Here is a 25,640-nt window from a genome sequence, read left to right on the forward strand (position 1 = left end):
ATATGAATAAACATATCAACTCTCTAAATATTATATTTAATTTATTAAAAAATACTTTTATAAATCTTGAGCATTGGCAATTAATTCTGCTACATCCATCACATCTATACTATCTTCTTTCTCTTTACTTTTCACACCATCGGTCATCATGGTATTACAGAAAGGGCAACCTGCTGCAATAATATCAGGTTTTGTTTCTAGAGCATCCTCTGTTCTTTCGATATTAACGTCTTTATTGCCTGGTTCTGGTTCCTTAAACATTTGTGCTCCTCCTGCTCCACAGCATAATCCATTGCGCTTACAACGTTTCATTTCTATAAGCTCTACTTCTAACTTTCTAAGAAGGTCTCTAGGTGCTTCATACACATCATTTGCTCTTCCTAGATAGCAAGGATCATGAAAAGTAATACGTTTGCCCTTAAACTTACCACCTTCTACAGTTAATCTCCCTTCATCCAAAAGCGATTTAAGAAACTGCGTATGATGCATTACTTCATAATTACCTCCTAATGCCGGGTATTCATTTTTTAGTGTATTGAAACAATGAGGACAAGCGGTAACCACTTTTTTTATTTCATAAGCATTCATTACCTCTATATTGGTAACCGCCTGCATCTGAAATAAAAATTCATTCCCGGATCTTTTAGCAGGATCACCAGTACAGCTTTCTTCAGTACCTAATACAGCAAAGTCTACTTTGGAACTATGAAGTAATTTCACAAAAGCCTTTGTGATTTTCTTGGCTCTGTCATCAAAACTACCAGCACATCCTACCCAAAATAAAACTTCTGGCCTTTTACCCTCAGCCATATACTCTGCCATCGTTGGCACCTTTAATGCTTCACTCATATGTATATACTATTTATATGTAATGATTTTTGTTTGAAAATTCATCAAATCAAAAATCTATATTTAATCGTGTTTACCGTCATCAAAAACTTCGATAGTAACTACTCTTTCTACTAATTCAGTAAATTTACCTGTATAACGAGTAGCCTTTACCAAGTGATTATCTATCCAATGATAATTCCCTCCTCTTGGTTTACCCATTAGAAGACTATGATATTTAAATCCATGTTTATTTAACCAAGTCTCAGTAACTTCTCTATGATCTTCTGTTCTGGATGTAAAAAAGCATATAATATGTCCTTCTTCATGCCATTTATTCAATGTAATTAATGCATCTGGGAATGGTTCACAAGTAGCCATTCTCTCTGGTTCTTCATTAGGAACGTCTTCCGTAATTGTTCCATCAATATCAATAAGATAGTTTTTAATCCCTTCCGGTAAAACAGGACTAATATGTTCTCCAGCTTCTATCTTATCGTGCAATAATTTCTCTACTTCTTCCTTCTTCATAATTTCTAAATTCTCTTAATTTTTTAAAGTTTATGGTTAATAGTTATGGTTAATAATCTTATAGTTTTTACTCTTTGCTCCAGTTTAATCTATCCATTTGGTTGAATGGCCAAGGAGCTCCATTGTTTTCGATATTTGACATCATATTATTAAGATCTGTCGGTGCTGCGCTTTGTTCCATTACTAAATATCTTCTCATATCTAAAATAATAGATAACGGACTAATACTCACAGGGCAAGCCTCCACACAAGCATTACAACTTGTACACGCCCATAATTCTTCTGGAGTAATATAATCGTTTAATAATTGTTTGCCATCGTCGACAAAACTACCGTTCTTATCAATATTATCTCCCACTTCCTGAAGTCGATCTCTGGTATCCATCATAATTTTACGAGGCGACAACTTCTTACCTGTCTGGTTTGCAGGGCATTCACTTGTACAACGACCACACTCTGTACAGGTGTAAGAATTAAGTAATTGTACCCAGTTTAGATCCGTTACATCAGATGCTCCAAATTTTTCTGGTTCCGTTTCGGCTTCATCATCCGAAGGAGCTGCAAACGGGTCTGCATTTGGATCCATCATAAGCATCACTTCATTGGTAACAGCCTCTAAGTTATCCATTTGTCCTTTAGGATTTAGATCTCCATAATATGTATTAGGAAATGCTAAAAGGATATGTAAGTGTTTAGAGAAATATAAGTAGTTCAGGAATATTAAAATTCCTATAATATGCATCCACCAGGCTCCTCTTTCAACAAGAATTAAGGTTGCTTGTGACATTCCATTAAATAATGGTGATATATATTGACTTACTGGATACGCTCCAGCTTTCGCATAATGTTCTGCACCCAAACTTTGTAATTGGAAATCTGCGGCATTCATTGTAAGAAACAACGTCATTAATACAACTTCAAAATATAGGATAATATTACCATCATTCTTAGGCCAACCTTTTAAAGTCTTAAAACGCTTAATATTTATAACATTTCTTCTTATCCAGAATATAAATACGCTCACTAGTACTAAAAGTGCTAAAATTTCAAAAGAACCGATTAGGAAATCATAAAAACCTCCTAAGAAACTGAATATCCTATGTGTACCTAAAATACCATCTATAATAATTTCTAGCACTTCAATATTAATAATAACAAATCCTAAATAAACAACAACGTGTAATATTCCTGAAATAGGTCTTCTTACCATTTTAGATTGCCCAAAAGCAATACGTGCCATATTATTGAAACGCTCTTTTTTGTTGTCAGTTCGATCTATGTCCTTACCCAATCGAATATTCCGAATAACTTTACGAATGTTTTTAGTAAAATATCCAATTCCGGCTGTTAAAACAATTATAAATATGATATTAGGAATATATTGCATAGTTTGGCAGTAGTTAATTTATTGAATCTGTAGGTTTTACGTATGGTTTGTTCTTTTTTCCAAAGACAGAGACGTTTACATATCTTGTAGGGTTCAATCGCAGATCCTGAAGTAATAATTCTAGCTCTTTACTGGCTTTTTCTAAATTACCATATAATTTATCGTCCTTAAGTAGTTTACCTGCAGTTCCGTTTCCTACTTCTAAATCTTTAGAGATTTTTTCGAAATTAGCTAAAACACTATCTAAATCATTAACCAGTTTACCTATGTTAACCTTTGACAAAGAATCCGAAAATTGGTTGAGATTCGTTGACATTTCATCGAGATTAGAAAGTGTACTATTTAGCTTCCCTTCATTTCCTGATAAAATATTGTTCAAAGCTCCAGATGCTCCTTTGAAGTTCTTAACGGTAATACTTAGGTCTTTAAATATAGAGTTTAGATTGTTTTTATTATCAATAGATAAAATTTCATTTACAGAAGTTAATAAGGTGTCTGCATCTTTTATTGCTGATTCTAACTTGAGCTGAAGAGGAGTTAACTGTTCATTCACCAGTTCCAGAAGGCCTGCTTCTACTTTTCCCGGAAGTGTATCTTGATCTTTCGCTTCGAGTCCTTGTTCATAAATTGGTTCTATTGCAAGGCTTTTGCCTCCAATTAAACCACCTCCATAAACCTTTGCTAAACTATTTTTAGAAAAAGAAAACTTATTATTAACATTAAATTTAACCAATAGCTTTCCATTAGTATCGGCAAAACCTATAGAGATTACTTTACCAACCACTAAACCATTTATGGTAACAGCAGAAGAAGGTATTAGACCTTCTACATTATCATATATAGCATAAAAAGTTCTATCATCATTCAAAAGGTTTTTACCTTTTAAAAAACTATAACCAAAAATCAAAAGTGCTATAGCAGAGAGTGCTAAAATTCCTGTTTTAACTTCGCGAGTAAATTTCAAAATAGCATATGTTTAGGACACAAATTTAGAACAAAAAAAATACTTCTAAAGATTATTAACGAACGAATTCTCAGTATTTATTTAGATTAATTCGATGAAGCATCTGTTTTTAACGCTTCTGTAAGTGGAATTAATTCATTATCCTTAAACGCAACCACAAAACAAGAGGTATATCCTTTCTCTTCAGCTACCCCTTTTAACTGCTTGATTAAATTATAATTAGAGGTGTTTCCGAAATAATATTTATGTAACTCACCAAACTGAACTTTAGATAATTGATCTAATCCGTTAAAATTTTTGGGAGCAAGTTCAATATCATTAGAACCGGCTGCAATCTGAACCTTAAAAATTATGTTATCATATAATTGCTCTCCCACTGCTTGTGTTATAGAATCATTATTAACTATTTCTGGGATTTCAGGTTCTGGAACATAATATGCTGCATCCAGACTTTCTTTATAATCGACTATTGATTTGATTATAGATTTAGCCATTTCTTCCTGGCCTTTCTTCGAATTAAGATATTTCCCTTCTTTATTATTAGTAAGAAATCCTAATTCTATTAACACACTTGGCATATATGTTTGATGTAATACAACAAAACCTGCTTGTTTTACTCCTCTACTTTTTCTCTTTAATGTTTTATTAAATCGATTCTGCACAAAACTTGCTAACGTAAGGCTATGATCAAGATATTCTTCCTGCATTAATGTTAACCCTATAATAGATTCTGGAGAATTAGGATCAAATCCATCATAATTTGCTTCATAGTTATCTTCAAGTAAAATAACAGAGTTTTCATTTTTTGCTACATTAAAGTTTTCATCATTAGCATGCAAACCTAGTACAAACGTTTCTGTTCCATACGCTTGAGAATGGTGCGAATTACAGTGCACAGACACAAACAAATCAGCTTTTTCCTTATTTGCTATTTTCCCTCTTTCGTGTAATTCTATGAATTTATCTGTCTTCCTTGTATAAACCACCTTAAATCTATCGTCTTTTTCTAAAGCCGCTCCAACTGCTAACACCACTTTAAGTGAAATATCTTTTTCCTTATAACCATTCCCTCTATTTCCAGGATCATGTCCACCATGTCCGGCATCTAAAACCACCACAAACTTCTCTTTAAGACTAGTCTTTCCTACTGATATAGAAAATGCAGATAGTATAAAAATCAACACAATCGACAAGGAGCTATATATTATTTTCTTTTTCATAATTATACAAAATTATCACTTAGCTTGAAACATTACCTAAATGTTTCCGTATTTAGTATAATAATTCTAAAATCATATGGTTATGATCTTAGAAATTACAATACAAGTTTTATTTATAATAACGTTAGAGCCCTGTATTTGATATAAATATTTATTTTTTCACCAATTACAATCTCTACATAAAAAATATATGTAATTTTGGCACTTCAAAAACTAAGCCATAGTTTTACAAAAATAGGATTTAAACCATTGCAAACAACGGTACGTAACATACTTTATTCACTAAGTTTTTCACTATTTTGTATTTGTTATACAACTGCACAAGAGTTTGATAAAACCACTAAGAAACCAGTTCCAGTTAAAAAGGATACTCTTTCTATACCTAAGAACACTGTAGATCCAAAATCAGAAATACTACAGAATGAGAAAGATCAGGACACGACTAAGAAAGACACTACGGTGGAACCACCGCAATTATTGACGGATAAGGTAAAATACAAATCTACTGATTATATGAAACTTAGCCGTAGAGAAAACAAAATGTACCTCTACAATGAAGCTGAAATTATATATGGTGAAATGCAAATTAACGCTGGACTTATTATTGTTGATAATGCTAAGAATGAAGTATATGCCTATGGAATTAAAGATTCTGTTGGTGATTATTCTCAAACTCCAGTTTTTAAACAAGCCCAAAATGTAGTAGAACCAGATTCTATTCGTTTTAATTTTGACACAAAAAAAGCTCTTATTTATAATTCCAGAACCAAACAAGGTGAAATGAATGTTAAAGGAGAAGTATCAAAAAGAGAAAATGACTCTGTTATATATATGAGTAATGTAAAATTCACTACTGCTGAAGATGTTGATAACGCAGATTATTACTTTTATGCCAGACGAATAAAACTAGTCCCTAAAAAGAAGATTGTAACTGGTCTTGTAAATATGTTTATTGCAGATGTTCCAACACCTCTTGGTTTACCTTTTGGTTATTTCCCATTGCAGGAAAACAGAACTTCTGGTTTCATTATCCCTAGTTATGGAGAAGAAAATAATAGAGGATATTTCCTTCAGAATGGTGGATACTATTTTGCACTAAGTGATTTTGCCGATTTAACAATTACTGGTGATTATTATACAAATGGCAGTTATACACTCCTAACGGAATCTGCATATGCAGTGCGTTATAAATACAGAGGTAATGTTCGGTTTAGGTTTGAAAACAATCTAACTAGTGAACGAGGTTTTCCTGATTTCTCAAGAACTACTACATATAATATTCAGTGGACTCATAATCAGGATGCAAAAGCAAACCCTAACTCAAGATTTTCTGCATCCGTAAACTTTGGTAGTAGTGACTTTTTTCAGCAGTCTACAAATCAATTAAATACCGGTAATTTCTTAAATAACCAACTTAGTTCTTCTGTTTCCTATGCTAAAACGTTCCAAGGAGATCCACAAGTAAATGTTAATTTAGCCGCTACGCATAGATCTAATACTCAAACAGGAATAGTAAATCTATCACTCCCTAATGTAAATGCTAGTGTATCAAGAATATTTCCTTTTGCACCGAAAGTAGGCGTTAAAAAAGGAATTATTCAGAATATTAATACGCAATATAACTTTAGAGGAGAAAATAACATTGAGACTACGGATGAAGAACTTTTTACTGCTGAAATGTTTAAGGGAGCAAGTATAGGAATGCAACATTCTATTCCTATCAGTACTAATTTTAAGATTTTTCAATATTTAAGTGCTACTACAGGAACAAGTTTTCAAGAAAACTGGGTATTTGAAACCATCAACCAAAGATTTGATGAAGATGCCAATGATGGAGCAGGTGAAGTCGTAAGGGATACTATTGCAGGTTTTGATGCTTATAGAACTTATAATTTTTCAGCTAGTTTAGGAACCACTATTTATGGTACCTTTAATTTTAAAAAAGATAAAAAAATACAAGCGATTCGTCATACGATGAGACCTGCTATAAGTTACAGTATCAATCCAGCTTTTGATCAATTCTATGATGAATACACAATCCCCGATGATCTGAGCACACCGGATATTGATGAAACAGAAGTGGTTGAATATTCTCGTTTTGAAGGTGGTTTTTTTGGTGCGCCAAGTAATACTTTTTCGAGTAGTGTAGGGTTTTCCTTAAGTAATAATTTAGAAGCAAAGGTAAAAAGCAGGGATACTACTACTACTGAAGCAAAAAAAGTAGTATTATTAAATAATTTAAATCTCCGAACAGCTTATAATATTGCTGGTGACTCGCTTCAAGTTAGTCCTTTATCTATTACTGGAAATATTCCCATTGTTCAGAATAAGTTAGATATTAATTTTAGTATGGAGTTAGATCCTTATGCATTGGACAATAACAATCGTAAAATTGATGTTTGGAACATTGATAATGGTGGTAGTTTGTTTAGATTAACTAGAGCTAGTGCTAATTTTGGATACTCGTTTTCTAGCAAAGATTTTGAAAAAGGAAAATCTGAAGAAGACCCTTTAAATAACCAAACTTTAAGAAATGGCGGTAGGCCAGATAACCTGTTTGGTGGAGGAACAGATTTTAGAGAAGAGCAAACATATCGACAAAACGATAACGATCGTGAACAAAAGGATGTAAAAAATTATAGTTATAAAATTCCTTGGTCCTTACGCTTATCCTACACCGTTAACTATAGTAATAATGCTCGACAAAACGAAATATCATCTCATTCGATTATGTTCTCTGGTGATGTAGAATTAGCTCCTAAATGGTCTGTAGGTGTATCTTCTGGATATGATCTTAAAAACCCGGGATTTACATATACCAACCTTAGATTCCAAAGAGATTTGGACAGCTGGAATATGAGTTTTAACTGGATCCCTTTTAGTGACCGAACGTCTTGGAACTTTTTTATCGGAATTAAATCTTCAGTTCTTAGTGATATTAAATACGATAAAAGACGAGAACCAGACAGACAATTATAAATTATTTCTTGATTTCTGAATAATTAGGTTTCTAGTACATACATTGGAGCTTATGACAATGGAATCCTTAAGTTTTAGATTACTGTATTATTAGATATAAGAACTATTATTGTTTTGTAATAAATTTCGAAGAATAAATATTATTTTTGATAGAATTCTACTAAAACAAATCACACTATTTCACAAATCATGAAAAAAATCATAACTACTTCTAAAGCTCCAGCTCCTATAGGACCTTACAATCAAGCTATTCTTAACGGAAATACATTATACACCTCTGGTCAAATTGCCATTAATCCAGAAACGGGTGAACTAGTCATGGATGACATAAAAACAGAAGCAGAACAGGTGATGCAAAATCTTAAAGCAATTTTGGATGAAGTAGATATGACTTTCGAAAATATTATTAAGACTACAATTTTTCTTAGTGATATGAATAATTTTTCGCAAGTAAATGAAGTATATGGAAGTTACTTTAATGAAGAAACTGCCCCTGCCAGAGAAACGGTTGCTGTTGCAGCATTACCAAAATTTGTAAACGTAGAAATCTCTGTGATTGCCGTTAAATAAGTTCTTTTAAAAAATATACTATAAAACTCAAGTAAATTTTACTTGAGTTTTATATTTTCAATCATGTTTGATTTCAAAATTAATTCCGAAGATCGTTTATCCAAAGTCATCCTAGAAAAAGGAATCACTTCTTGGTTTGAACTTATAAACTACATGAAAAACATTCCCTATGGCAGAAATTTTAATAGAACTGATGCTTCACTAGTTGTTACAGAAAATAGAGGGACCTGCAGTTCTAAACATGCTTTATTAAAAAGGATCGCAAATCTAAATGAAGTACAGGAAATAGAGCTTATTATAGGTATCTATAAAATGAATCATACAAATACTCCTAAAATAGGAAATGCCCTTCTGGATAATGATCTGAAATATATTCCAGAAGCACATTGCTATCTAAGATATAATGATGAAACAATTGATGTAACCTCCCATTCATCGGATTTTGAAAAGATTAAAAACGATGTTCTAATTGAAAAAAGCATACAACCAGATCAGGTAGGAGATTACAAGGTGAAATACCATCAAGATTTTATCAAAGAGTGGATTATCTCTGAAAAACTAAATTTTTCATTTAGTGAGATATGGAAAATTAGAGAACAGTGTATTAGAAATTTGTCTAGTTAGCTTAAAAATAATTATAAAATTATATAAACATGATCTATCTATTTAGTCTTATATTTTTTTTTTACTTCTTACTTTAAAACTTTAGCTAGAACTTTTATAAAATATGATAAAAATTAGCACCTTACAATGATTTTTTAATTTTGGCACGGCAATTGAATATTAAATAGTAATTAATAATTAAATAAATATATTATGAAAAATTCACTATTTACATTCAGGTTTAACTTTACGTCGTTTATGAACTTTTTAAAAGAACTTCCTGCATCTTCAGCTTATGCAATTCATAGGTAATCGAAGATGAAAATTCAGGAAACACCGAGCGATAAAAATTCGGTCTTGCCTACAAGTTGTTGGGCACAAAATTATTGGAAACCTTAAAAAGCGAGATATATTAAAAATGATCTCGCTTTTCTATTTTTAGTCCTTGCTACTTTATCTTCTATTACAAAATTCCATATTCTTTCTTTTGTAATTATAGTTTTGGTTTTTAAACAAAGGGCAAAAAACAAAAACACATAAAACTACTTCCCTATAACTGTAGAAATTTTCGAAGAAAAATCGAGTTTAGTATTAATAATGTAACGCATACCCTTAAAAAAGAAAGCATAATTTCATTAGAAATCTATATAAGGCGTAGCATTATACAGAAAGTATATCTGAAATACGCAGTAATTCTTTATTAATACTATGATCTTCTTTTAATCCTTCATGAAAATTGGTTGAAACTATTTCATTATTAAGTATACCAACCATTACGTTTTCCTCTCCATCCAATAAAGACTCTACCGCCTTTACACAGAGCCTACTGGCTAATGTTCTATCAAAACAAGAAGGAGTACCTCCTCGCTGCATGTGTCCTAGAACAGTTACTCTTACATCATAATCTGGTAAATTCTCAGTAACATAATCAGCAAGTTCGTACACATTTTTTCCAATCTTATCACCTTCGCAAACAACTACAATACTAGAAGATTTACCTGAACGTTTACTTCGTTTTAAGGATTCTAGTAACCTATCTAGTCCTAAATCTTCTTCTGGAATTAGTATTTCCTCTGCTCCCGCTCCTACTCCAGTATTTAATGCTATAAATCCTGCATCACGTCCCATCACCTCTATAAAAAACAAACGATCGTGTGAACTAGCGGTGTCTCTGATCTTATCAATGGCTTCTACAACGGTATTCAGTGCAGTATCATATCCTATTGTAAAATTAGTACCTGCAATATCATTATCAATGGTTCCAGGAACGCCAATAATAGGAATATTGTGTTCTTTACTAAATATTTCACCACCTTTGAAAGTACCATCACCACCGATCAATATCATAGCATCAACCTCAGCTTTTTTGAGATTCTCTGCTGCTTTTTTTCTTCCTTCAGCTGTTCTAAACTCCTTAGAACGAGCTGATTTAAGGATCGTCCCGCCTGTACTTATTATATTACGTACACTTCTGGCATTGAGTTCACAGTAATCATTTTCTATCATTCCTTGATATCCTCGATAAAAACCAATACACTTTACATTGTAATATGAACAGGCACGAGCAACTGCTCGTATCGCAGCATTCATCCCTGGAGAATCACCGCCAGAGGTCATTACTCCGATAGTTTTAATTTGTCTAGCCATTTATTGTGTGTGAAATTTAATCAAATTACTTATTCTTATCTGTAAAATTAATGAATTCTGGTGTGTCTATTTTGGTTGTATCTTGAATTTTTACAACCAAAGTATCTTTTTGTTTTTTAGCATTAAAAACCTTTTCCCAAAGTTCATTAAAATTATTGAAGTCAACAGAGTAAGAAATACCTAAACCTTGTTTATAACCTTGCGATTCACCTATAAATTGAATCTCATTCTGACGGTTAAAAATCTTTCCTTTTAATGTTCCTTCCTCATTAAAGAGATATTCTACTTCAACATCTCCTGTCACTACAGATTCGCTAACTCCGCCAATAGGAACTCCTACTCGTCCATTAATAAGGATTTTATTATTGATCTGAGTAGAAACGGTAACTCCAAATTGGTCTGCAGCTTCTTGATCAACATTTCTATTTCCCTGAACATAGTTCACACCTACTCTAAATTTATCATCATCACCAGAAAATATACCATTTACCAATCCTGCAGCTCGTTCAACCAGGTTTCCTGTTATAAACGTCGGATCTAGATTCCCACTATAAAACTGTCCTTGGGTAACTAACGATAATGCTTGTAATTCTTTTGTCGCTTGGTCTTCTAATTGATATTCCAATTCACTCTTGGCAACAGAGCTTAAATTTGGTAATTCTATATTAAAATTAAGGTCTGGCTGTATTAATTCTCCATTTAGATCAACCACTACTTCTACAGGAATTTTTCGATTGATCGTAGCGTTCTCAAGTAACACTGCAGGATTAGCTTCGGTTTTATATACCGCACTTAAATTAAGCTTTGCTCTAGTTGGACTACCATCCCAGTTAATACTTCCCCCTGATCTTACTGTAAAATCTTTACCAACCAAAGCACCGTATCTAAAATTATAACTTCCTTCGTACGCCACAAAATCCCCCCACATATTAAACTTACCGTTTGTATTGATCTCTATAAGTAATGTCCCGGCTCCACGTCCTTTTAAAGAACTACCTGTTTTCTTATCTACAACAACTTCTACCAAAGCGTTATCATTAACGTCTAGATCAAAATTAAGCGCTAATCCTTTGATTTCTTTTAATATGATTTCTTTACCTTCTAAACGTGCTTTCTTTTCTTCGAGGGTTAAAAAATGAATATAGGAGTTATCCCCAATCGATTCGGATTCATTTAATGGTATTTTAAAAATAGTTCCTTCTTCCGTGGTAGCATTTACATTGATAACTAAACCATCGGTAGGACCTTTTATAGTTGCATCCCCACTAATAAAGCCTGTTCCATAATACAAGGACTCCTCATCTTCTTCTGTATCTAGTACCAATAATCTTTCATTAGCAGTTAGCTTAAGCCCCAGCTCCCATTTAGAAAAATGTTGATGACCAATAAATCCTCCTAAAATTCCTCTTGTATTATACTTTGTATCTGTAATATCTACATTATCAAAATTAAAACGTTGTTCATTTAAGATAATTCTAGAATCATCATCGAAATCGAGATCCACGTTTAGGTATGGTACTTTTAACCCAGCTTCATTCAGTTTTAAAACCCCATCTATAGAAGGGTTTACATAATTTCCGGTCACTTTTGCATTACCTGTTACCAAACCTCTAAGATCTGATATCACAATTCCGCCCAATGCGCTAAATCCAGACATATCTAACTGATCCAAACTTACATCAATATTCATGTCCGGGTTATTATTAGACACATCAATAGATCCAATTGCAGAAAGTGTTTTTTCATTGTTCTTATTCACCAATCTGGTATTCACCTTATACTCTGTAAGCGACTCATTACCGGACACATTTACTCTCAGCTCTCCTAACTCCGAATCATTTACAGCCAAATCATTAATGATTACCGTAGAGCTTGGGAAATAGACGCCCTTATCCTGAAGTACCGTTAGATCTCCATCTACTACTCCAGATAATTTTAGGTTTTCTATATATGGAGTAATCTTATTTAAATCAACATCCTCGAAGGTTGCCTTTATGTCTTTATTATTTTTACCCTCCATAACACCAGAAACACTTATTTGTTCTTCTTCATGTCTCAACAGGATTGATCGAATATCAATATTTTGAAAATTATTATCAAAAATGATTTTATTATTACTTTTACTTCTATTGGGATTTGCATACCAGGTATATCCTTTAAAAGTAAAGTCTGATTTTTTAAATCCTATAACGGAATTATTATCTTCATTAATCGTATGATAAAATTCTAAGTTATAATTATCCACATTATTCTTACCCCCTTTAAATTCTGATCGCATAAACAATGTGTCTTTTAGCGTCACATTAATCAAACTAAACTTAGACACATCATAATACTTAGTATCGATGCTATCAATAGCTACGTATGTATTAAATAATGGGTTTTTATTATCCACTTGTATATCTACCTTTTTCATTAAGTTATCAAAAGCCTTAATTGATGGAGACTTAAAAGTTAGCTTAAATTCAGAGTCGTTACTTTCTACTTTACCTTTAATAAACGTATTAGGCGCGAACTCAATTTCCGGAAAAAACACATCTACAATTTTATTATAAATCTTAAAATTGAATTCCATGAATTCATTATCTGTGATTTCTGTAGGTTCAAAATTGGTATATAAACTACCTATAGAATTACGAAATAAATCATATACATTCTCAAACCTAAAGACTCCCTTAACACTTCCATCAATAATATCCGGACTATTCATAGTAATAGTTCTTACATTTTGATCGTCAAAACTAGAAGTGATATCAAAATCATCAAAATAGTAACTTGCGTTTTGGTTTTTGTACAATGTTTTTTCGAAAGAAATTGTACCAAACGCATCATTAATTCCGGTTCCCTTCATTTTCATTATTACATCACCATTAAAAATCGACATACTATCTCTGGTGAAAATATTTAACTGCTTTAAATCTATATGATCTACGTTTGCGGCAAAATCATAATTATTAATTTCCTTTGATAAATCAGCCACCCCATTGAAAGTAAATTTCACATTAGGATCATCAGAAATTAATTTTCCATCAAAAACAGGATCTTTTAGATTTCCAAACACATTCAGATTAGTGTAAGAATATCCGTTAAATTCTAACTTTCTTATATCTCCTTCTAATTTTGTGTCAAGATTTTTCAAGGTAAATCCACTTCCATCAACGTGGATATCAAAAGCGGCATTTCCTAGATTTTTTTTACTTAATAATTGTCCAATATTAAAATTACTAGAAATAACATTTCCATTGTATGTTGCTTCTTTTACATTATCAAGATTCCCTAATAAAACAAAAGCATTGATTTTTCCTAATTGAGAATAGAAATCCATGTCTACGTCAACATCCTTGATAGTAACAATGGTAGTTCCTACACCTTTTACGCTTCCTAATTGATATAACTGTTTTGGCAATGATTCTCCTAAAATCCCTGGCAGTAAATTAACAAGGTCGTAATAATTAGTTGTTAAGTTCGTTAAATCCCCATCCAATCGAAACTTAGAAGCATTCGTCACCGCATTTCGTATTCTAATATCTCCTTGAATTATAGATCTATCTAATCCTGTAATGTTTGAGTTTAATATTTTAAAATCATTAAGAGTACCTTTTACAGTAGTGTTTTTCAGTATTAAATCTTCATTATCACCAAACTCTTTATAAAAAGGTATTAAATCATTGGTTGAGATAGTAGCTTTTGTAAAATCAGCATTAATATTCACACTATTCTCAAAATCTACAAGTCCTCCTCTTTTATATGAAAACACAATTTCACCCTCTACCTTAGAATCCACTGTTTCTATAAGTAATTCACGAAACTTCATTTCAGTAGGTGTAATCGAAAACCCCGTTTTTAAATTAGAAACATTCAACCCTCTATGGTCCTTAAATGAAAGTACATTAGTTGTAATATAAAAATCTTCTCCATCTACTTTTAAGCTTTCTGCATCTAAGGTAATATCTCTTAATACGACAATTCTGGGAGTGTTTAGATTTTCATCTAAATAACTAAACTTACTATCCTCCATAGTAACATTCCCAGTGGTCAATAAAAACTTTGTTTTTGATGTAGAAGTTTTACCTCTATTAAATTTTCTAACAAAAGTCATTAGGTTATCACTACGCTCATCCTTGTACATTTTCATTCTAAATGTGAGATCATTTATAGCAACGTTCCCTAATTCTGGCCGACCTTTAGAAATCTCCCTAATATTTAGAATTGAAGTCGCAATGCTTTGAGCATATATTAAAGTATCTTGATGATGATCTTTTACAAAAATTTCTTTGAGATTAATATCTCCAGAATACGTTAACCCTACACGACCTATGTTTATATCTACACCATATTCATTATTAAGGTAATTCGTGACTTTTCTACCAAAAAAAGTTTGAACTGCAGGAATGGAAAATAAGATCACCAGTAGTATAAATAGCGAAATAAGGGTAAGTAAAACCCTCTTCAATATTTTCCCGAATTTTTTGATACGTTTTATTGTTTTAACTTTGCTGACAATATTAACAATTTCTATGCCCTTTTCCTCATAATGAGCTCACAAAATGTATACATCTTAGGTATTGAATCTTCTTGCGATGATACCTCTGCCTCTATATTATGCAACGGTACTGTATTATCAAATGTTGTTGCTACGCAAAAAATTCACGAACAATATGGTGGTGTCGTCCCTGAATTAGCTTCCAGAGCACATCAACAAAACATTGTTCCTGTAATTGATCAAGCCATAAAACAGGCAAATATTGATAAATCTGATCTAAGTGCTATTGCATTTACTAGTGGCCCCGGTTTAATGGGTTCTTTACTCGTTGGGACTTCATTCGCAAAGTCATTAGCATTAGCCTTGGACATTCCTCTAATTGATGTCAATCATATGCAGGCACACATTCTGGCGCATTTTATTGATGAAGACGAATTTGAAAAACCTGATTTTCCATTCCTTGCATTAACAATTAGTGGGGGGCATACTCAAATCGTGAGAGTTAATGACCATTTTGATATGGAAATTATTGGAGAAACCATCGATGATGCTGTAGGAGAAGCATTTGATAAAAGTGCCAAAATATTAGGACTTACCTATCCTGGAGGACCTTTAATAGATAAACATGCTCGATCTGGAAATCCTAAAGCATTTCCATTTACGAAGCCACGTGTAGATGGATTGAATTTTAGTTTTAGTGGACTTAAAACTGGAATATTATATTTTGTTCAAAAACAGGTAAAAGAAGACCCTAACTTTATAAAAGAAAATCTAGAAGATGTTTGCGCATCTATCCAATATACAATTATCAATATCCTAATGGATAAGTTAAAAAAAGCCTCTAAAGAAACTGGAATAAAATCCATTGCGATAGGTGGTGGTGTATCTGCCAACTCAGGAATACGAAAAGCCCTGAAAGAAGGAGAACATAAGTATGGTTGGAAAACTTTTGTACCAAAATTTGAATACACCACCGATAATGCAGCTATGATAGGAATCGTTGGGTATTTAAAATATCTTAAAAAAGATTTCACTGATATGGATGTTGTGGCTAAAGCCAGAAGCAAGTTTTGATCATAATATTATGCACAAAGCATAAAGTAAAGTGTATTAAATATTGAGTAGCCAAAAGCTCAAATAATAATAATAATAATAATAATACTTAGTTACTTTTAATTTAATATATAACTAGTAACCGTCTATAATAATATGCAATTATTCTATAGCAAAGATATTACAGAAACTACTAGAGAATTTGAGTTCTCTAGAGAGGAAAGCAAACACATTTCTAAAGTATTAAGAAAAAAGGAAGGTGATGCACTTCAGATCACAAATGGGTTTGGATTACTTTGCAAAGGAGAAATAACTTTTTCTAGTCCCAATAAATGCATTATACAATTAGAGCATAAAGAATTCCAAACCCCTAAAAACTATAGATTACATCTTGCAGTTGCACCAACTAAAATGAATGATCGGTATGAATGGTTTTTGGAAAAAGCTACCGAAATTGGCATTGACGAAATCACACCAATAATTTGTGATCATAGTGAGAGAAAAGTTATAAAATTAGAACGTTTCGAGCGTATTTTACAGAGCGCTATGAAACAGTCTTTACAAAATTATTTACCAAAATTAAATCCTGCAATTTCATTTTTGGATTTTATCCAAAAAGAAAATAATGATCAATTACTTATTGCGCATTGTGAAGAAACAAAAAAGCAATCATTAAAAGATACATTGACTATAAAAAACAGTACTACTATATTAATTGGTCCTGAAGGTGATTTTTCTAATAAAGAGATTAAAAAAGCAATAAAGGTGGGATATAAACCTGTTACTTTAGGAGAAACTAGGCTCAGAACAGAAACTGCAGCTATTGTCGCTGTGCATAGTGTCGCTTTTCTAAATTCATAGCGTTTATCGTATAGTAATAAAAGAGGCTTGTTTCTATCTAATCACAATAATTTTTTTTTGAATATCTGTAATTCATCATAATCCTGTGATGCTTGCTATCAATAGTCTATCGAATAGTTTTCTCCAAAATATCTTCTATCCGGTTTATAAATAAACTCATGAAGGTATAGCCAAAGATATTTCCCTTTTGAATACTTTTCGCTTACGCGAGGCTCTCTCATTTTTTTAATAATACGACTAATTCTTAAAAAATTATCATAAAAAGTATCAATTGTTAGGTAACATTTTGCAAAGCTATGACACATAATATTGAACACTAAACTTTTTATTCAATTATTATAACTTATTATGAAAAAAAAATATCTTTTATTTTTTATGGCTGTTTATGCTATAACATCTTTTGGACAAGTTCCAATTATTACGACTATTGTAGATGGAGATTGTTCTGGAGGAAATCCTAAACTATTAGAAATTTATGCTGATGGAATGGTAGATTTCTCATTATACTCTTTGGAAAATCAAATTAACGCAGGAACAACATTTGGAAACACTCAAGATCTTTCTGGTTTTGGTATTGTTACAGATGGTTTTGTTTATGTAACAACTGCAGGTAGTGCGGCTAGTATATCAACTGAATTTCCTTCTTTAGTTTCTGCTAATATCATAACATCTGGAACCATGAATGTTAATGGAAACGATAGAGTTAAAATTATACTTAATAGCTCTGGTGCAACAGTTGATCAATATGGTGTAGATGATACAGATGGAACTGGAACTACATGGGAAAATGCTGATTCTTATGCTAAACGAGTTGACGGTACCGGACCTGATGCTGGTTTTACAGAAGTAAACTGGACTATACCAGGAGTAAGGTCATTAAACAATCTTGGAACTTGTCAAGGTGGGACTGATACTTTTGAAACTCTCATAAGTGGTATCGGAACATATTCCACAACTGCATCCACAACACCAACTATAAATGTTGGCGGTGCAGTTTCTGGATTGGATTATTTTGAAGCAAATGGTCCTTCTACTGAGGACACTTTTACAGTTTCCGGAACTAACCTTACAGCAGATCTTACAGTGGCAGCACCTATGAATTTTGAAATTTCACTAACTACAGGAACAGGTTTCGGATCTTCTGCTGCAATTACACCGACTACAGGAACTGTAGCTACTACCACTGTTTTTGTGCGTTTGGTAACAGGTTTAACATCTAATTCCTATATGGGAGATGCTACCGCATCATCTGCTGGAGCTACTAATCAAACTGTACCATTGAGCGGAACTGTTTCTCCAGCTGATCCTCAATTTACGATTAACGGATTTATTGATGATTTTACATATTTCGAAGGAGCAGATCCTTCTGCTGAAGATAGTTTTAATGTAGAAGGTTTATTTCTTACTGATGATATTACAATAACTGCACCTGCTAATTTTGAGGTATCTCTTACTTCGGGAACTGGTTTTGGATCTTCTGTTGCTATCACACCCAATATGGGAACAGTAAATAGTATTGAAGTTTTCGTAAGAATGATATCTGGTCTAACGGCTAATACTTATGCTGGGGATATTACAATATCTTCTGCAGGTGCAATAGACCAAACGATTGGATTAACTGGTACAGTATCTCCGATTGCTGTATGTGCAAATGTTGGTGATATTATCATCACAGAAATAATGCAAAATCCCGTTTCTGATGGAGATGATCCTAACGGAGAATATTTCGAATTATACAATACTACAGCAAGTCCTATTGATATAGCTAGCTGGACTATTAAAGATGATGATGGTATCAATGATCTTCACGTAATAGCAAATTCTTTAATTATCCCTGCAAATGGATATATTGTTATTGGAGATCCTAATGGTAGTATTACTTTAGATTATGCATATTCAGCTCGTGATATATTTTTAGGAAACGGTACCGATGGCCTCATTATCGAATGTAACTCTACTGTAATCGATCAAGTTATTTGGGATAATGGAGCAACTTTTCCTGATCCTACAGGAGCAAGTATGGAGTTATCTGTTAACGACTTAAATAGCATTGCTAATGATGATGGAGCAAATTGGACTGAAGCTATTACGGCATTTGGTAGTGGTGACTTAGGTACCCCAGGTGATGTTAATGATAACGCAAGTACGCTATCGGTTGATTCATTTGATCAACCTACAGATAACTTCGCCATATCTCCCAACCCTACAAACACAGGTTTTGTAAACATTACTACAAAATCTAGCACTTCTGTTAATATTAGCGTGTTCGATTTGTTAGGAAAACAGGTTATTTCTAAAACTTTAAGTGATACTCGTTTAAATGTATCATACCTAAATACTGGTATTTACATTATAAGACTAGATCAAAACGGTACATCAATTACTAAAAAATTAGTAATCGAATAAACATTTTTTAATCTGTCTAGTCCTAAATAATCGATACTGATTATTTAGGACTAGACAGATTTAGTATAAGAATAAATCTATCTATAATTTATCCAAATATTTTCTTCTCTATATTCTCCATAATTATCTTCTATATTGATTGTCACTAAATTCAACGCTCCTTTAACCTTATAAGCTCCTGATTTATTTATCTTCGCTTTTAATAAACCTTCCCAGAAATCAATATCACCAGTTACATTCATAGAGTTTTTGCAAACTTTAATAATGTCTGCTCCACTCTTTAAATGTGTTCTTATCCAAGGGTCCCTAATTTCATTATTCTCTCTTAGACTCATATAATCCTTCATCTTCATCTCGGGATACTTATATTTTTGAATAGGTCTTATAGGAATTATAAAATTCTTTAATCCTAAACCCTCTCTAACTTTTTTTCCGTTAGCAATTAATAACTTACTATATCCTTTTCCAAGATATTCCTTTGTAACTATAATTTGCAACCCTCCTAAACTATTCGGTGTAAGATTCTTTTCAAAATCATCAACCCCTTTTTTTAAAAGCCAATCCCAACCTTCATTAGGTAATTCATTTAATGATTGATCCCAAAAGATTGGTATTGCATTCATAAAACCTATTAGATTATTATCCTCACTTATTATAAATAGTTGAGTATGCGGAAAGTACTTTTCTAACCTACTCCAATACTTTTTAGTAATTTGAGAATTTAGAATAATCTCAGGAAATGCCATCGTTATTGCCTTCCTATATTCTATTACAAGATGCTCATCTAAATCAGAAAATGTCAGATATTTAGTCAAATTGAATATTTTATCTGTTAGGAAAAAATGGGTAACTATTATTCTTCAAAAGATTGTATTTATTTCAAAACAAACCTTCGAATTCCTATAAAAACAAGAATCAACATCGAGTATCCTATAAAAAATGGTATTACGTATTCCTCTAAATTAAGTAATAACATTATTGCCATGAACAACAGCTGAAATCCAAGACCGAAAACAGATATCAATGTCATAAACCATTTTGGAAAAGGTTTACTGTTACTTGCATCCTTATCAAGGAAATATATCGTCTTATCAAAAACTATATAAAGTATATCGTAAATCCTATAAAAAATATTTACTGTGCGTTGTTTCTCTCCTGCCATTGCTATTGGAGCGGAATCTTCAAACACTCTACTAGTAGCGTCTCCTTTTACAGTATTTCTTAAGATCACATAATAATAATTATAAACTGTTCCTTGTAATTGAATTCCAACAAAAGCTAACAACATAAATATGATAGAAATATCTGTGATATACCAAAAGGTAAATAGAAATAGAAAGTTTAAAATAATATCAGCTATAGAGTCATAATAACGACCAATGTAAGAAGGTGTGCGTTTTATTCTTGCCAATTCACCATCTGCGGCATCCAAAATAGATTTCAAAATCAAGAAAAATGCTGCGATAACATTATATTCATATAGCATACTTACAATTGCCATAATACCTGAAACAATAAACAAAGTAGTCACGTGAATTGGAGTCAATCTCGTATTTTTTAACGAGTCCGCGATCCAGTGCCCCGGAGATCTTCCATAATCCGATACATCCAAAAACTGATATTGCTTCGGTAATTTAGCCATGTAAGTTATTTATAAATTTCTTTTAGGTTTAAAAGAATCTTGAAAAACTATTATTGGCTAATGTATTGTAATTTTGAATTCTTTTGGATGATAATCCATTCCTTTTCTTATATCTTCTGTTTTCTCTTCTCCAATTAGCTTTTTGCATATATACAATCCAAGATCTAATGATGAAGCTACTGCTCCAGCAGTAATCACATTACTATCATCTACTATTCTACTATCCAAAACTGTATCACAGTACTTTTCTAGCGACCTATATTCATTAAAATTTGTTGTTGCCATTTTTCCTTTGAGAAATCCTGCAGCCCCTAATAACAAACTTCCTGTACAAATCGAAACTAAATATTTCACTCCATTCGCTGTTTGCAACCAATCTATAAATTCTTTATCATATTGTAATTCTCTTGTTCCTATACCTCCAGGAACAATCACCATATCATAATCAGATAAATCAGGTTTTATTTTATCAACAACCATTTCCAACCCAAAACTATCTCTAATGGTTTTGTTTATTGCACATAATTCCCAATCTAGGTTTTTGATATATTTTTTTGTTTTCATATTTTTTATTGGGTCATAAATCCCTATAAAATCCAAAAGTGTTATTTCATCAAAAAGTATATATGCTATTTTCATACCTCTAGCCTATTTTTATAAAAAAATTTGATGTTAATTTTTGATATTAATACATTGTATTTGGGTTTGCAGATTTTTTAGGGATCTGTTGTATAGCATCCCAGTGCTCACATATTTTTCCCTGCTGATCGAAACGAAAAAAATCCATAGTAACATACTCGTCATTTCCAGGCCAAATTTGATGTGTGTGAAGAGACACCAAATCTCCTTCTGCAATGCATCTTACAAACTCAATAGACTTATCCGGATATTCCTTTTGCATCTTTTCAAAATAGGAAATAAAACCCTCAATCCCATCTGCTACATCAGGGTTATGCTGGATATATTGGTTACCAAGATATTTTTGAACAGCCTCTTTAGGATTTCCTTCATAAGCTTTTTTATAAAAAGCAATAGCGTTCTTTTTATTTTCTTCTTGATTCATAATCTTTAATTATCATTTGTTTTTATATCCCCAATTATCATTTTTGCTTTTGAATATCTTCAATATATGTATCAATAATCTCTTCTAGAATATCTAAAGGAACTGCCCCATTTTTTAAAACTGCATTATGAAAATCTCTTAAATCAAAACGATCACCTAGTTTCTGTTTTGTTTTCTCCCGAAGTTCTAATATTTTAAGCATTCCTATTTTGTATGCACAAGCTTGTCCTGGCCAAACAATATATCGCTCTATTTCTGTAGTAACTTCAGTTGTAGTCATTCCTGTATTTTGCACCATATAATTAATCGCTTGTTCTCTTGTCCATTTTTTATGGTGAATACCAGTATCCACCACAAGACGAACTGCTCTAAACATCTCAGCTTGTAATCTTCCTAAATTTCCAAAAGGATCATTTTCATAAAAACCAAGTTCCCATGCTAACTGTTCAGAATATAAAGCCCAACCTTCTATATATGATGTAAAAAGACCTATAGTTCTAAAAATAGGGACCCCTTCCAATTCTGACTGAATGGCTATCTGAAAATGATGCCCTGGTACTCCTTCGTGATAGGCTAATGTTTTCATACCAAATTTTACAGATTCATGAACGTTTCTAAGATTCGCATAAAAAACACCACCCCGTGAACCATCCATAGCTGGTCTATTATAATATGCACCAGCTGATCCTTCTTCTTTAAATTCTGGAACGCGCTTTACCTCTAGACCTGCTTTTGGTCTGATATCAAAGGCATCATCTAGACCTGAGTTGATTTCAGATAGTATACGGTCATATTCATCAAGTACCATTTGTCTTCCTTCATCATTATTCGGAAAAAGAAAACGTTCTTCTTTATTTAATTCCTGGATAATAGCACCTAATGTTTTTGTAGAATCTGCATACCCTTCGGCAGAAAGAATTTCTTGCATTTCACTTTTTATCCTAGCGACTTCTGATAATCCGATTTGATGCACTTCTTCAGGATCCAGATCTGTCGTAGTACGCTGCTTTAGTTGATAACGGTAATATGCCTCACCATCAGGTAATTTCCAAACTCCATCATCTGTTGTAGCCTTTACTTTAAGCTTTTCGAAATAAGTAATAAGTCTTTTATATGCACCAAAAACGGTAGTCTCTATTTCATCTTCGACTTGTTTTTTAAGCGTATCCTTCTCTTCCTGAGAAAGCTCCTCTAATTTGTCTATTTTAATCTCGAAATTAGTGTACAGAATATTTGACTCTTTCTCATCAATAAAACCATTCATTTCACCCAATACACGGTCTATAACGAACTTAGGAGGAATGATCCCTTTGTTCTCTCTTATTTTTAGATTTTCTATTAGTTGCTCAAACTTAGTTTTAAAAAGAGATAAACGTGTAATATATGCTTCAGCATCACTTTTATCTCTAAGTTTATGAGAATTTTCCATCAAACTTGGTAGTGAATTCTGCTCTCCTCCCATTTGATTTACTGGATAATCATGATAGAAAAATTGTTCTCCTTCCTTTAAACCTTTTAGATAAAAGCCTAAAATCTTAGTATTTAATTGATTGGCTTCTGATTGATTTTCAAAATTATAACTTTGTAAAGTTTTATAATCTTCTTTCATTTTATTGAAAGATTCCCATTGTTTTGCATCAGATATATCATCTAATTCATCCTTAGACCGGTCATAGATTACAGGAATCCCCATAGATGTTGTTAGTTCAGGACTGTCTAAAGCTAGTTCTAAGAATACTTTATCATAAAAATGATTGATACTAAATGGTCGAAACCAAATAAGGTTTACCAACCAAAGTAATCCCAAAATCAAAATGATGAGTAAAGTTCTTGAGGTCCAAAATTTCCAAGTACGTTTTTTTGCCATGATGAATGATTTATATATAAATATGATTGATTGTAATTACTAAGATAATAAATGTTATGGTAAGAAATTATATACTAATTTAAAACGTTCCAACAGTTAATGTAAACGTCCTAAATATACATTAGATATGTATCTTAGTAGCCCCAGTAGTCTTTAACTTTTTATCTTGGGCATAAACAATAATCGCCAATTCATCTTTTTGGTCTATCCAATCAGGTATAGACAAAGTAACCGCAGTCGATTCTTTATATACTACCAAACGATTAACAACAATGTTAGTGTTTTTAAGCGTTCTGTTTCTATTCTCTCCGCTACTTATATTTGTTGTTCGTTCTGATACGATTAACGCAAAAGTAACCTGATCAAACGCTGAACCTTCTACATTATATTCGATTTTAATCTGATCATCTTCCTTCTTTAGATCATTAATTTTAATGGTATTGGTTGTTTTAAATTTCGAATACTTGTGTATTGCTGTCAGCGCTTTGGGGCCGTTAGATCCTGTAAAATGTTCGCTTCCATTAACTACCAATTGTGGCGTATAAATGGATCGACTATTAAACTGCTGAGCATAGTCTCTCTGATAATCGCTAAACGCTTCATCACTAAAAGGATCTCTCCAACCTAGTCGGTTCCAATAATCTACATGGTAGGATAAAACAAAAACATTATTATCTTCATATTTTTCTTTGATAGTATCTAATAATTTATCCGCTGGTGGACAACTATTACATCCCTGGGAGGTAAATAATTCCATTACCACAATTGCCTCGCTATCATCCTGAGCAGTAATCAGTCCAGAAATTATGATCGTTAATAGTATGAAAAGGTTTCTTATCATCCCGTTTATTTTAGTACTTTTAAAGTCTATTATTTAGACGATGATGATCACAAAACTTACAGGTTTTATTTGCCTCTTATTATTTTCTGGAGTTGCATTAGCTCAGGATATTGCAGTATTACAATATAATGGTGGTGGCGATTGGTATAGCAACCCTACTGCATTACCTAATCTAATTAGTTTTTGTAACCAAAACATTCGCACAGCAATGAGTCCCAAACCTAAAACAGTAAAACCGGAGAGTGTAGATCTTTTTCAGTATCCATATATCCATATGACTGGTCACGGAAATGTATTTTTCACAGAACAAGATGCAGAGAATTTACGAAATTATTTACTAAGTGGTGGTTTTTTACATATTGATGACAACTATGGTATGGAACCTTACATCAAAAAAGAATTGATCAAAATATTTCCGGATAAGGAGTTAATAGAATTACCTGTTTCTCACCCTATTTTTTCGGCAAAGTATAAATTTCCAAAAGGACTACCTAAAATACACGAACATGATGGTGCACGTCCACAAGCTTTGGGAATAGCTCACGAAGGAAGGTTGGTATTGCTATTCACATTCGAAAGTGATCTAGGTGATGGCTGGGAAAATCCCGAAATTCATAATGACCCGGAAGAAGTTCGTCAAAAAGCACTAAAAATGGGTGCAAATATAATCAAATATGCTTTTGAGAATTAGATAA

At 32.4% G+C, this 25,640-nt stretch carries 20 protein-coding genes and 1 pseudogene; 7 read left to right on the forward strand and 14 right to left on the reverse strand.

The genetic code is table 11. The annotated features are described in order from the left end of the window. Nucleotides 1–57: 57 nt before the first annotated feature. The 5 genes from Q0921_RS04840 to Q0921_RS04860 all read right to left on the reverse strand — a co-directional run bounded on the left by Q0921_RS04840 (nucleotide 58) and on the right by Q0921_RS04860 (nucleotide 4,930). A complete protein-coding gene (locus tag Q0921_RS04840; protein WP_299254079.1) occupies nucleotides 58–849 on the reverse strand; it encodes a (Fe-S)-binding protein in 792 nt (263 codons plus the stop codon). Between the two features lie 63 nt (nucleotides 850–912). Continuing rightward, nucleotides 913–1,359, reverse strand: a complete 447-nt coding sequence (locus tag Q0921_RS04845) for a phosphoheptose isomerase (RefSeq protein WP_299254081.1) — start codon at nucleotides 1,357–1,359, stop codon at nucleotides 913–915. 67 nt (nucleotides 1,360–1,426) lie between these two features. Next, the gene (locus Q0921_RS04850; protein WP_299254084.1) at nucleotides 1,427–2,746 is read right to left on the reverse strand and encodes a (Fe-S)-binding protein; all 1,320 of its coding nucleotides are present in this window, start codon (nucleotides 2,744–2,746) and stop codon (nucleotides 1,427–1,429) included. 13 nt (nucleotides 2,747–2,759) lie between these two features. Continuing rightward, nucleotides 2,760–3,710: an MlaD family protein gene (locus Q0921_RS04855; RefSeq protein ID WP_299254087.1), complete on the reverse strand. Its 951-nt coding sequence runs from the start codon at nucleotides 3,708–3,710 to the stop codon at nucleotides 2,760–2,762. An 86-nt stretch (nucleotides 3,711–3,796) separates the two neighbouring features. Further along, entirely contained in the window at nucleotides 3,797–4,930 is a 1,134-nt protein-coding gene (locus Q0921_RS04860; protein WP_299254089.1) for an N-acetylmuramoyl-L-alanine amidase, read from the reverse strand. A gap of 198 nt (nucleotides 4,931–5,128) precedes the next feature. Here Q0921_RS04860 and Q0921_RS04865 point away from each other — a divergent pair, with 198 nt between their 5' ends. The 3 genes from Q0921_RS04865 (at nucleotide 5,129) to Q0921_RS04875 (ending at nucleotide 9,103) form a co-directional block, all read left to right on the forward strand. Further along, nucleotides 5,129–7,909: a putative LPS assembly protein LptD gene (locus Q0921_RS04865; RefSeq protein ID WP_299254091.1), complete on the forward strand. Its 2,781-nt coding sequence runs from the start codon at nucleotides 5,129–5,131 to the stop codon at nucleotides 7,907–7,909. A gap of 189 nt (nucleotides 7,910–8,098) precedes the next feature. Next, nucleotides 8,099–8,479: a RidA family protein gene (locus Q0921_RS04870; RefSeq protein ID WP_299254093.1), complete on the forward strand. Its 381-nt coding sequence runs from the start codon at nucleotides 8,099–8,101 to the stop codon at nucleotides 8,477–8,479. Between the two features lie 63 nt (nucleotides 8,480–8,542). Then, a complete protein-coding gene (locus Q0921_RS04875) occupies nucleotides 8,543–9,103 on the forward strand; it encodes a hypothetical protein (RefSeq protein ID WP_299254095.1) in 561 nt (186 codons plus the stop codon). A 639-nt stretch (nucleotides 9,104–9,742) separates the two neighbouring features. Here the strand turns inward: Q0921_RS04875 and pfkA are convergent. After that, nucleotides 9,743–10,729 carry a 6-phosphofructokinase gene (gene pfkA, locus Q0921_RS04880; protein ID WP_299254097.1) on the reverse strand — a complete coding sequence of 329 codons (987 nt, stop codon included), beginning with the start codon at nucleotides 10,727–10,729 and terminating at the stop codon, nucleotides 9,743–9,745. Nucleotides 10,730–10,754: 25 nt separating this feature from the next. Continuing rightward, nucleotides 10,755–15,137 carry a translocation/assembly module TamB domain-containing protein gene (locus tag Q0921_RS04885; RefSeq protein WP_299254099.1) on the reverse strand — a complete coding sequence of 1,461 codons (4,383 nt, stop codon included), beginning with the start codon at nucleotides 15,135–15,137 and terminating at the stop codon, nucleotides 10,755–10,757. A gap of 126 nt (nucleotides 15,138–15,263) precedes the next feature. Between Q0921_RS04885 and tsaD the strand changes: the two genes are divergently transcribed. Further along, entirely contained in the window at nucleotides 15,264–16,286 is a 1,023-nt protein-coding gene (gene tsaD / locus Q0921_RS04890; protein ID WP_299254101.1) for a tRNA (adenosine(37)-N6)-threonylcarbamoyltransferase complex transferase subunit TsaD, read from the forward strand. 135 nt (nucleotides 16,287–16,421) lie between these two features. After that, entirely contained in the window at nucleotides 16,422–17,126 is a 705-nt protein-coding gene (locus Q0921_RS04895; protein WP_299254103.1) for a 16S rRNA (uracil(1498)-N(3))-methyltransferase, read from the forward strand. Between the two features lie 75 nt (nucleotides 17,127–17,201). Here Q0921_RS04895 and Q0921_RS04900 read toward each other — a convergent pair. Then, nucleotides 17,202–17,314, reverse strand: a pseudogene (locus Q0921_RS04900) (IS1595 family transposase); the annotation flags it as partial. A 160-nt stretch (nucleotides 17,315–17,474) separates the two neighbouring features. Here Q0921_RS04900 and Q0921_RS04905 point away from each other — a divergent pair. Further along, nucleotides 17,475–19,532, forward strand: a complete 2,058-nt coding sequence (locus Q0921_RS04905) for a lamin tail domain-containing protein (RefSeq protein WP_299254105.1) — start codon at nucleotides 17,475–17,477, stop codon at nucleotides 19,530–19,532. 77 nt (nucleotides 19,533–19,609) lie between these two features. Here the strand turns inward: Q0921_RS04905 and Q0921_RS04910 are convergent, their stop codons facing one another. From Q0921_RS04910 to Q0921_RS04935, 6 genes are all read right to left on the reverse strand, one after another. Continuing rightward, nucleotides 19,610–20,347 (reverse strand): N-acetyltransferase, encoded by a 738-nt coding sequence (locus Q0921_RS04910; RefSeq protein WP_299254107.1) that lies wholly within the window; start codon nucleotides 20,345–20,347, stop codon nucleotides 19,610–19,612. A gap of 59 nt (nucleotides 20,348–20,406) precedes the next feature. Continuing rightward, a complete protein-coding gene (locus Q0921_RS04915; protein ID WP_299254109.1) occupies nucleotides 20,407–21,174 on the reverse strand; it encodes a CDP-alcohol phosphatidyltransferase family protein in 768 nt (255 codons plus the stop codon). Between the two features lie 57 nt (nucleotides 21,175–21,231). Continuing rightward, nucleotides 21,232–21,813, reverse strand: a complete 582-nt coding sequence (locus tag Q0921_RS04920; protein WP_299254111.1) for a DJ-1/PfpI family protein — start codon at nucleotides 21,811–21,813, stop codon at nucleotides 21,232–21,234. 46 nt (nucleotides 21,814–21,859) lie between these two features. After that, entirely contained in the window at nucleotides 21,860–22,237 is a 378-nt protein-coding gene (locus Q0921_RS04925; RefSeq protein WP_299254113.1) for an ester cyclase, read from the reverse strand. A 37-nt stretch (nucleotides 22,238–22,274) separates the two neighbouring features. After that, nucleotides 22,275–24,104, reverse strand: coding sequence for a DUF885 family protein (locus tag Q0921_RS04930; protein WP_299254115.1), 1,830 nt, complete (start codon nucleotides 24,102–24,104; stop codon nucleotides 22,275–22,277). A gap of 121 nt (nucleotides 24,105–24,225) precedes the next feature. After that, the gene (locus tag Q0921_RS04935; RefSeq protein WP_299254118.1) at nucleotides 24,226–24,945 is read right to left on the reverse strand and encodes a thioredoxin family protein; all 720 of its coding nucleotides are present in this window, start codon (nucleotides 24,943–24,945) and stop codon (nucleotides 24,226–24,228) included. A gap of 43 nt (nucleotides 24,946–24,988) precedes the next feature. Here Q0921_RS04935 and Q0921_RS04940 point away from each other — a divergent pair, with 43 nt between their 5' ends. Further along, nucleotides 24,989–25,636: a DUF4159 domain-containing protein gene (locus tag Q0921_RS04940; protein ID WP_299254767.1), complete on the forward strand. Its 648-nt coding sequence runs from the start codon at nucleotides 24,989–24,991 to the stop codon at nucleotides 25,634–25,636. The last annotated feature ends 4 nt before the right edge of the window (nucleotides 25,637–25,640 follow it).

The sequence above is a fragment of the uncultured Aquimarina sp. genome (genome assembly GCF_947496855.1).
Classification (GTDB): Bacteria; Bacteroidota; Bacteroidia; order Flavobacteriales; family Flavobacteriaceae; genus Aquimarina.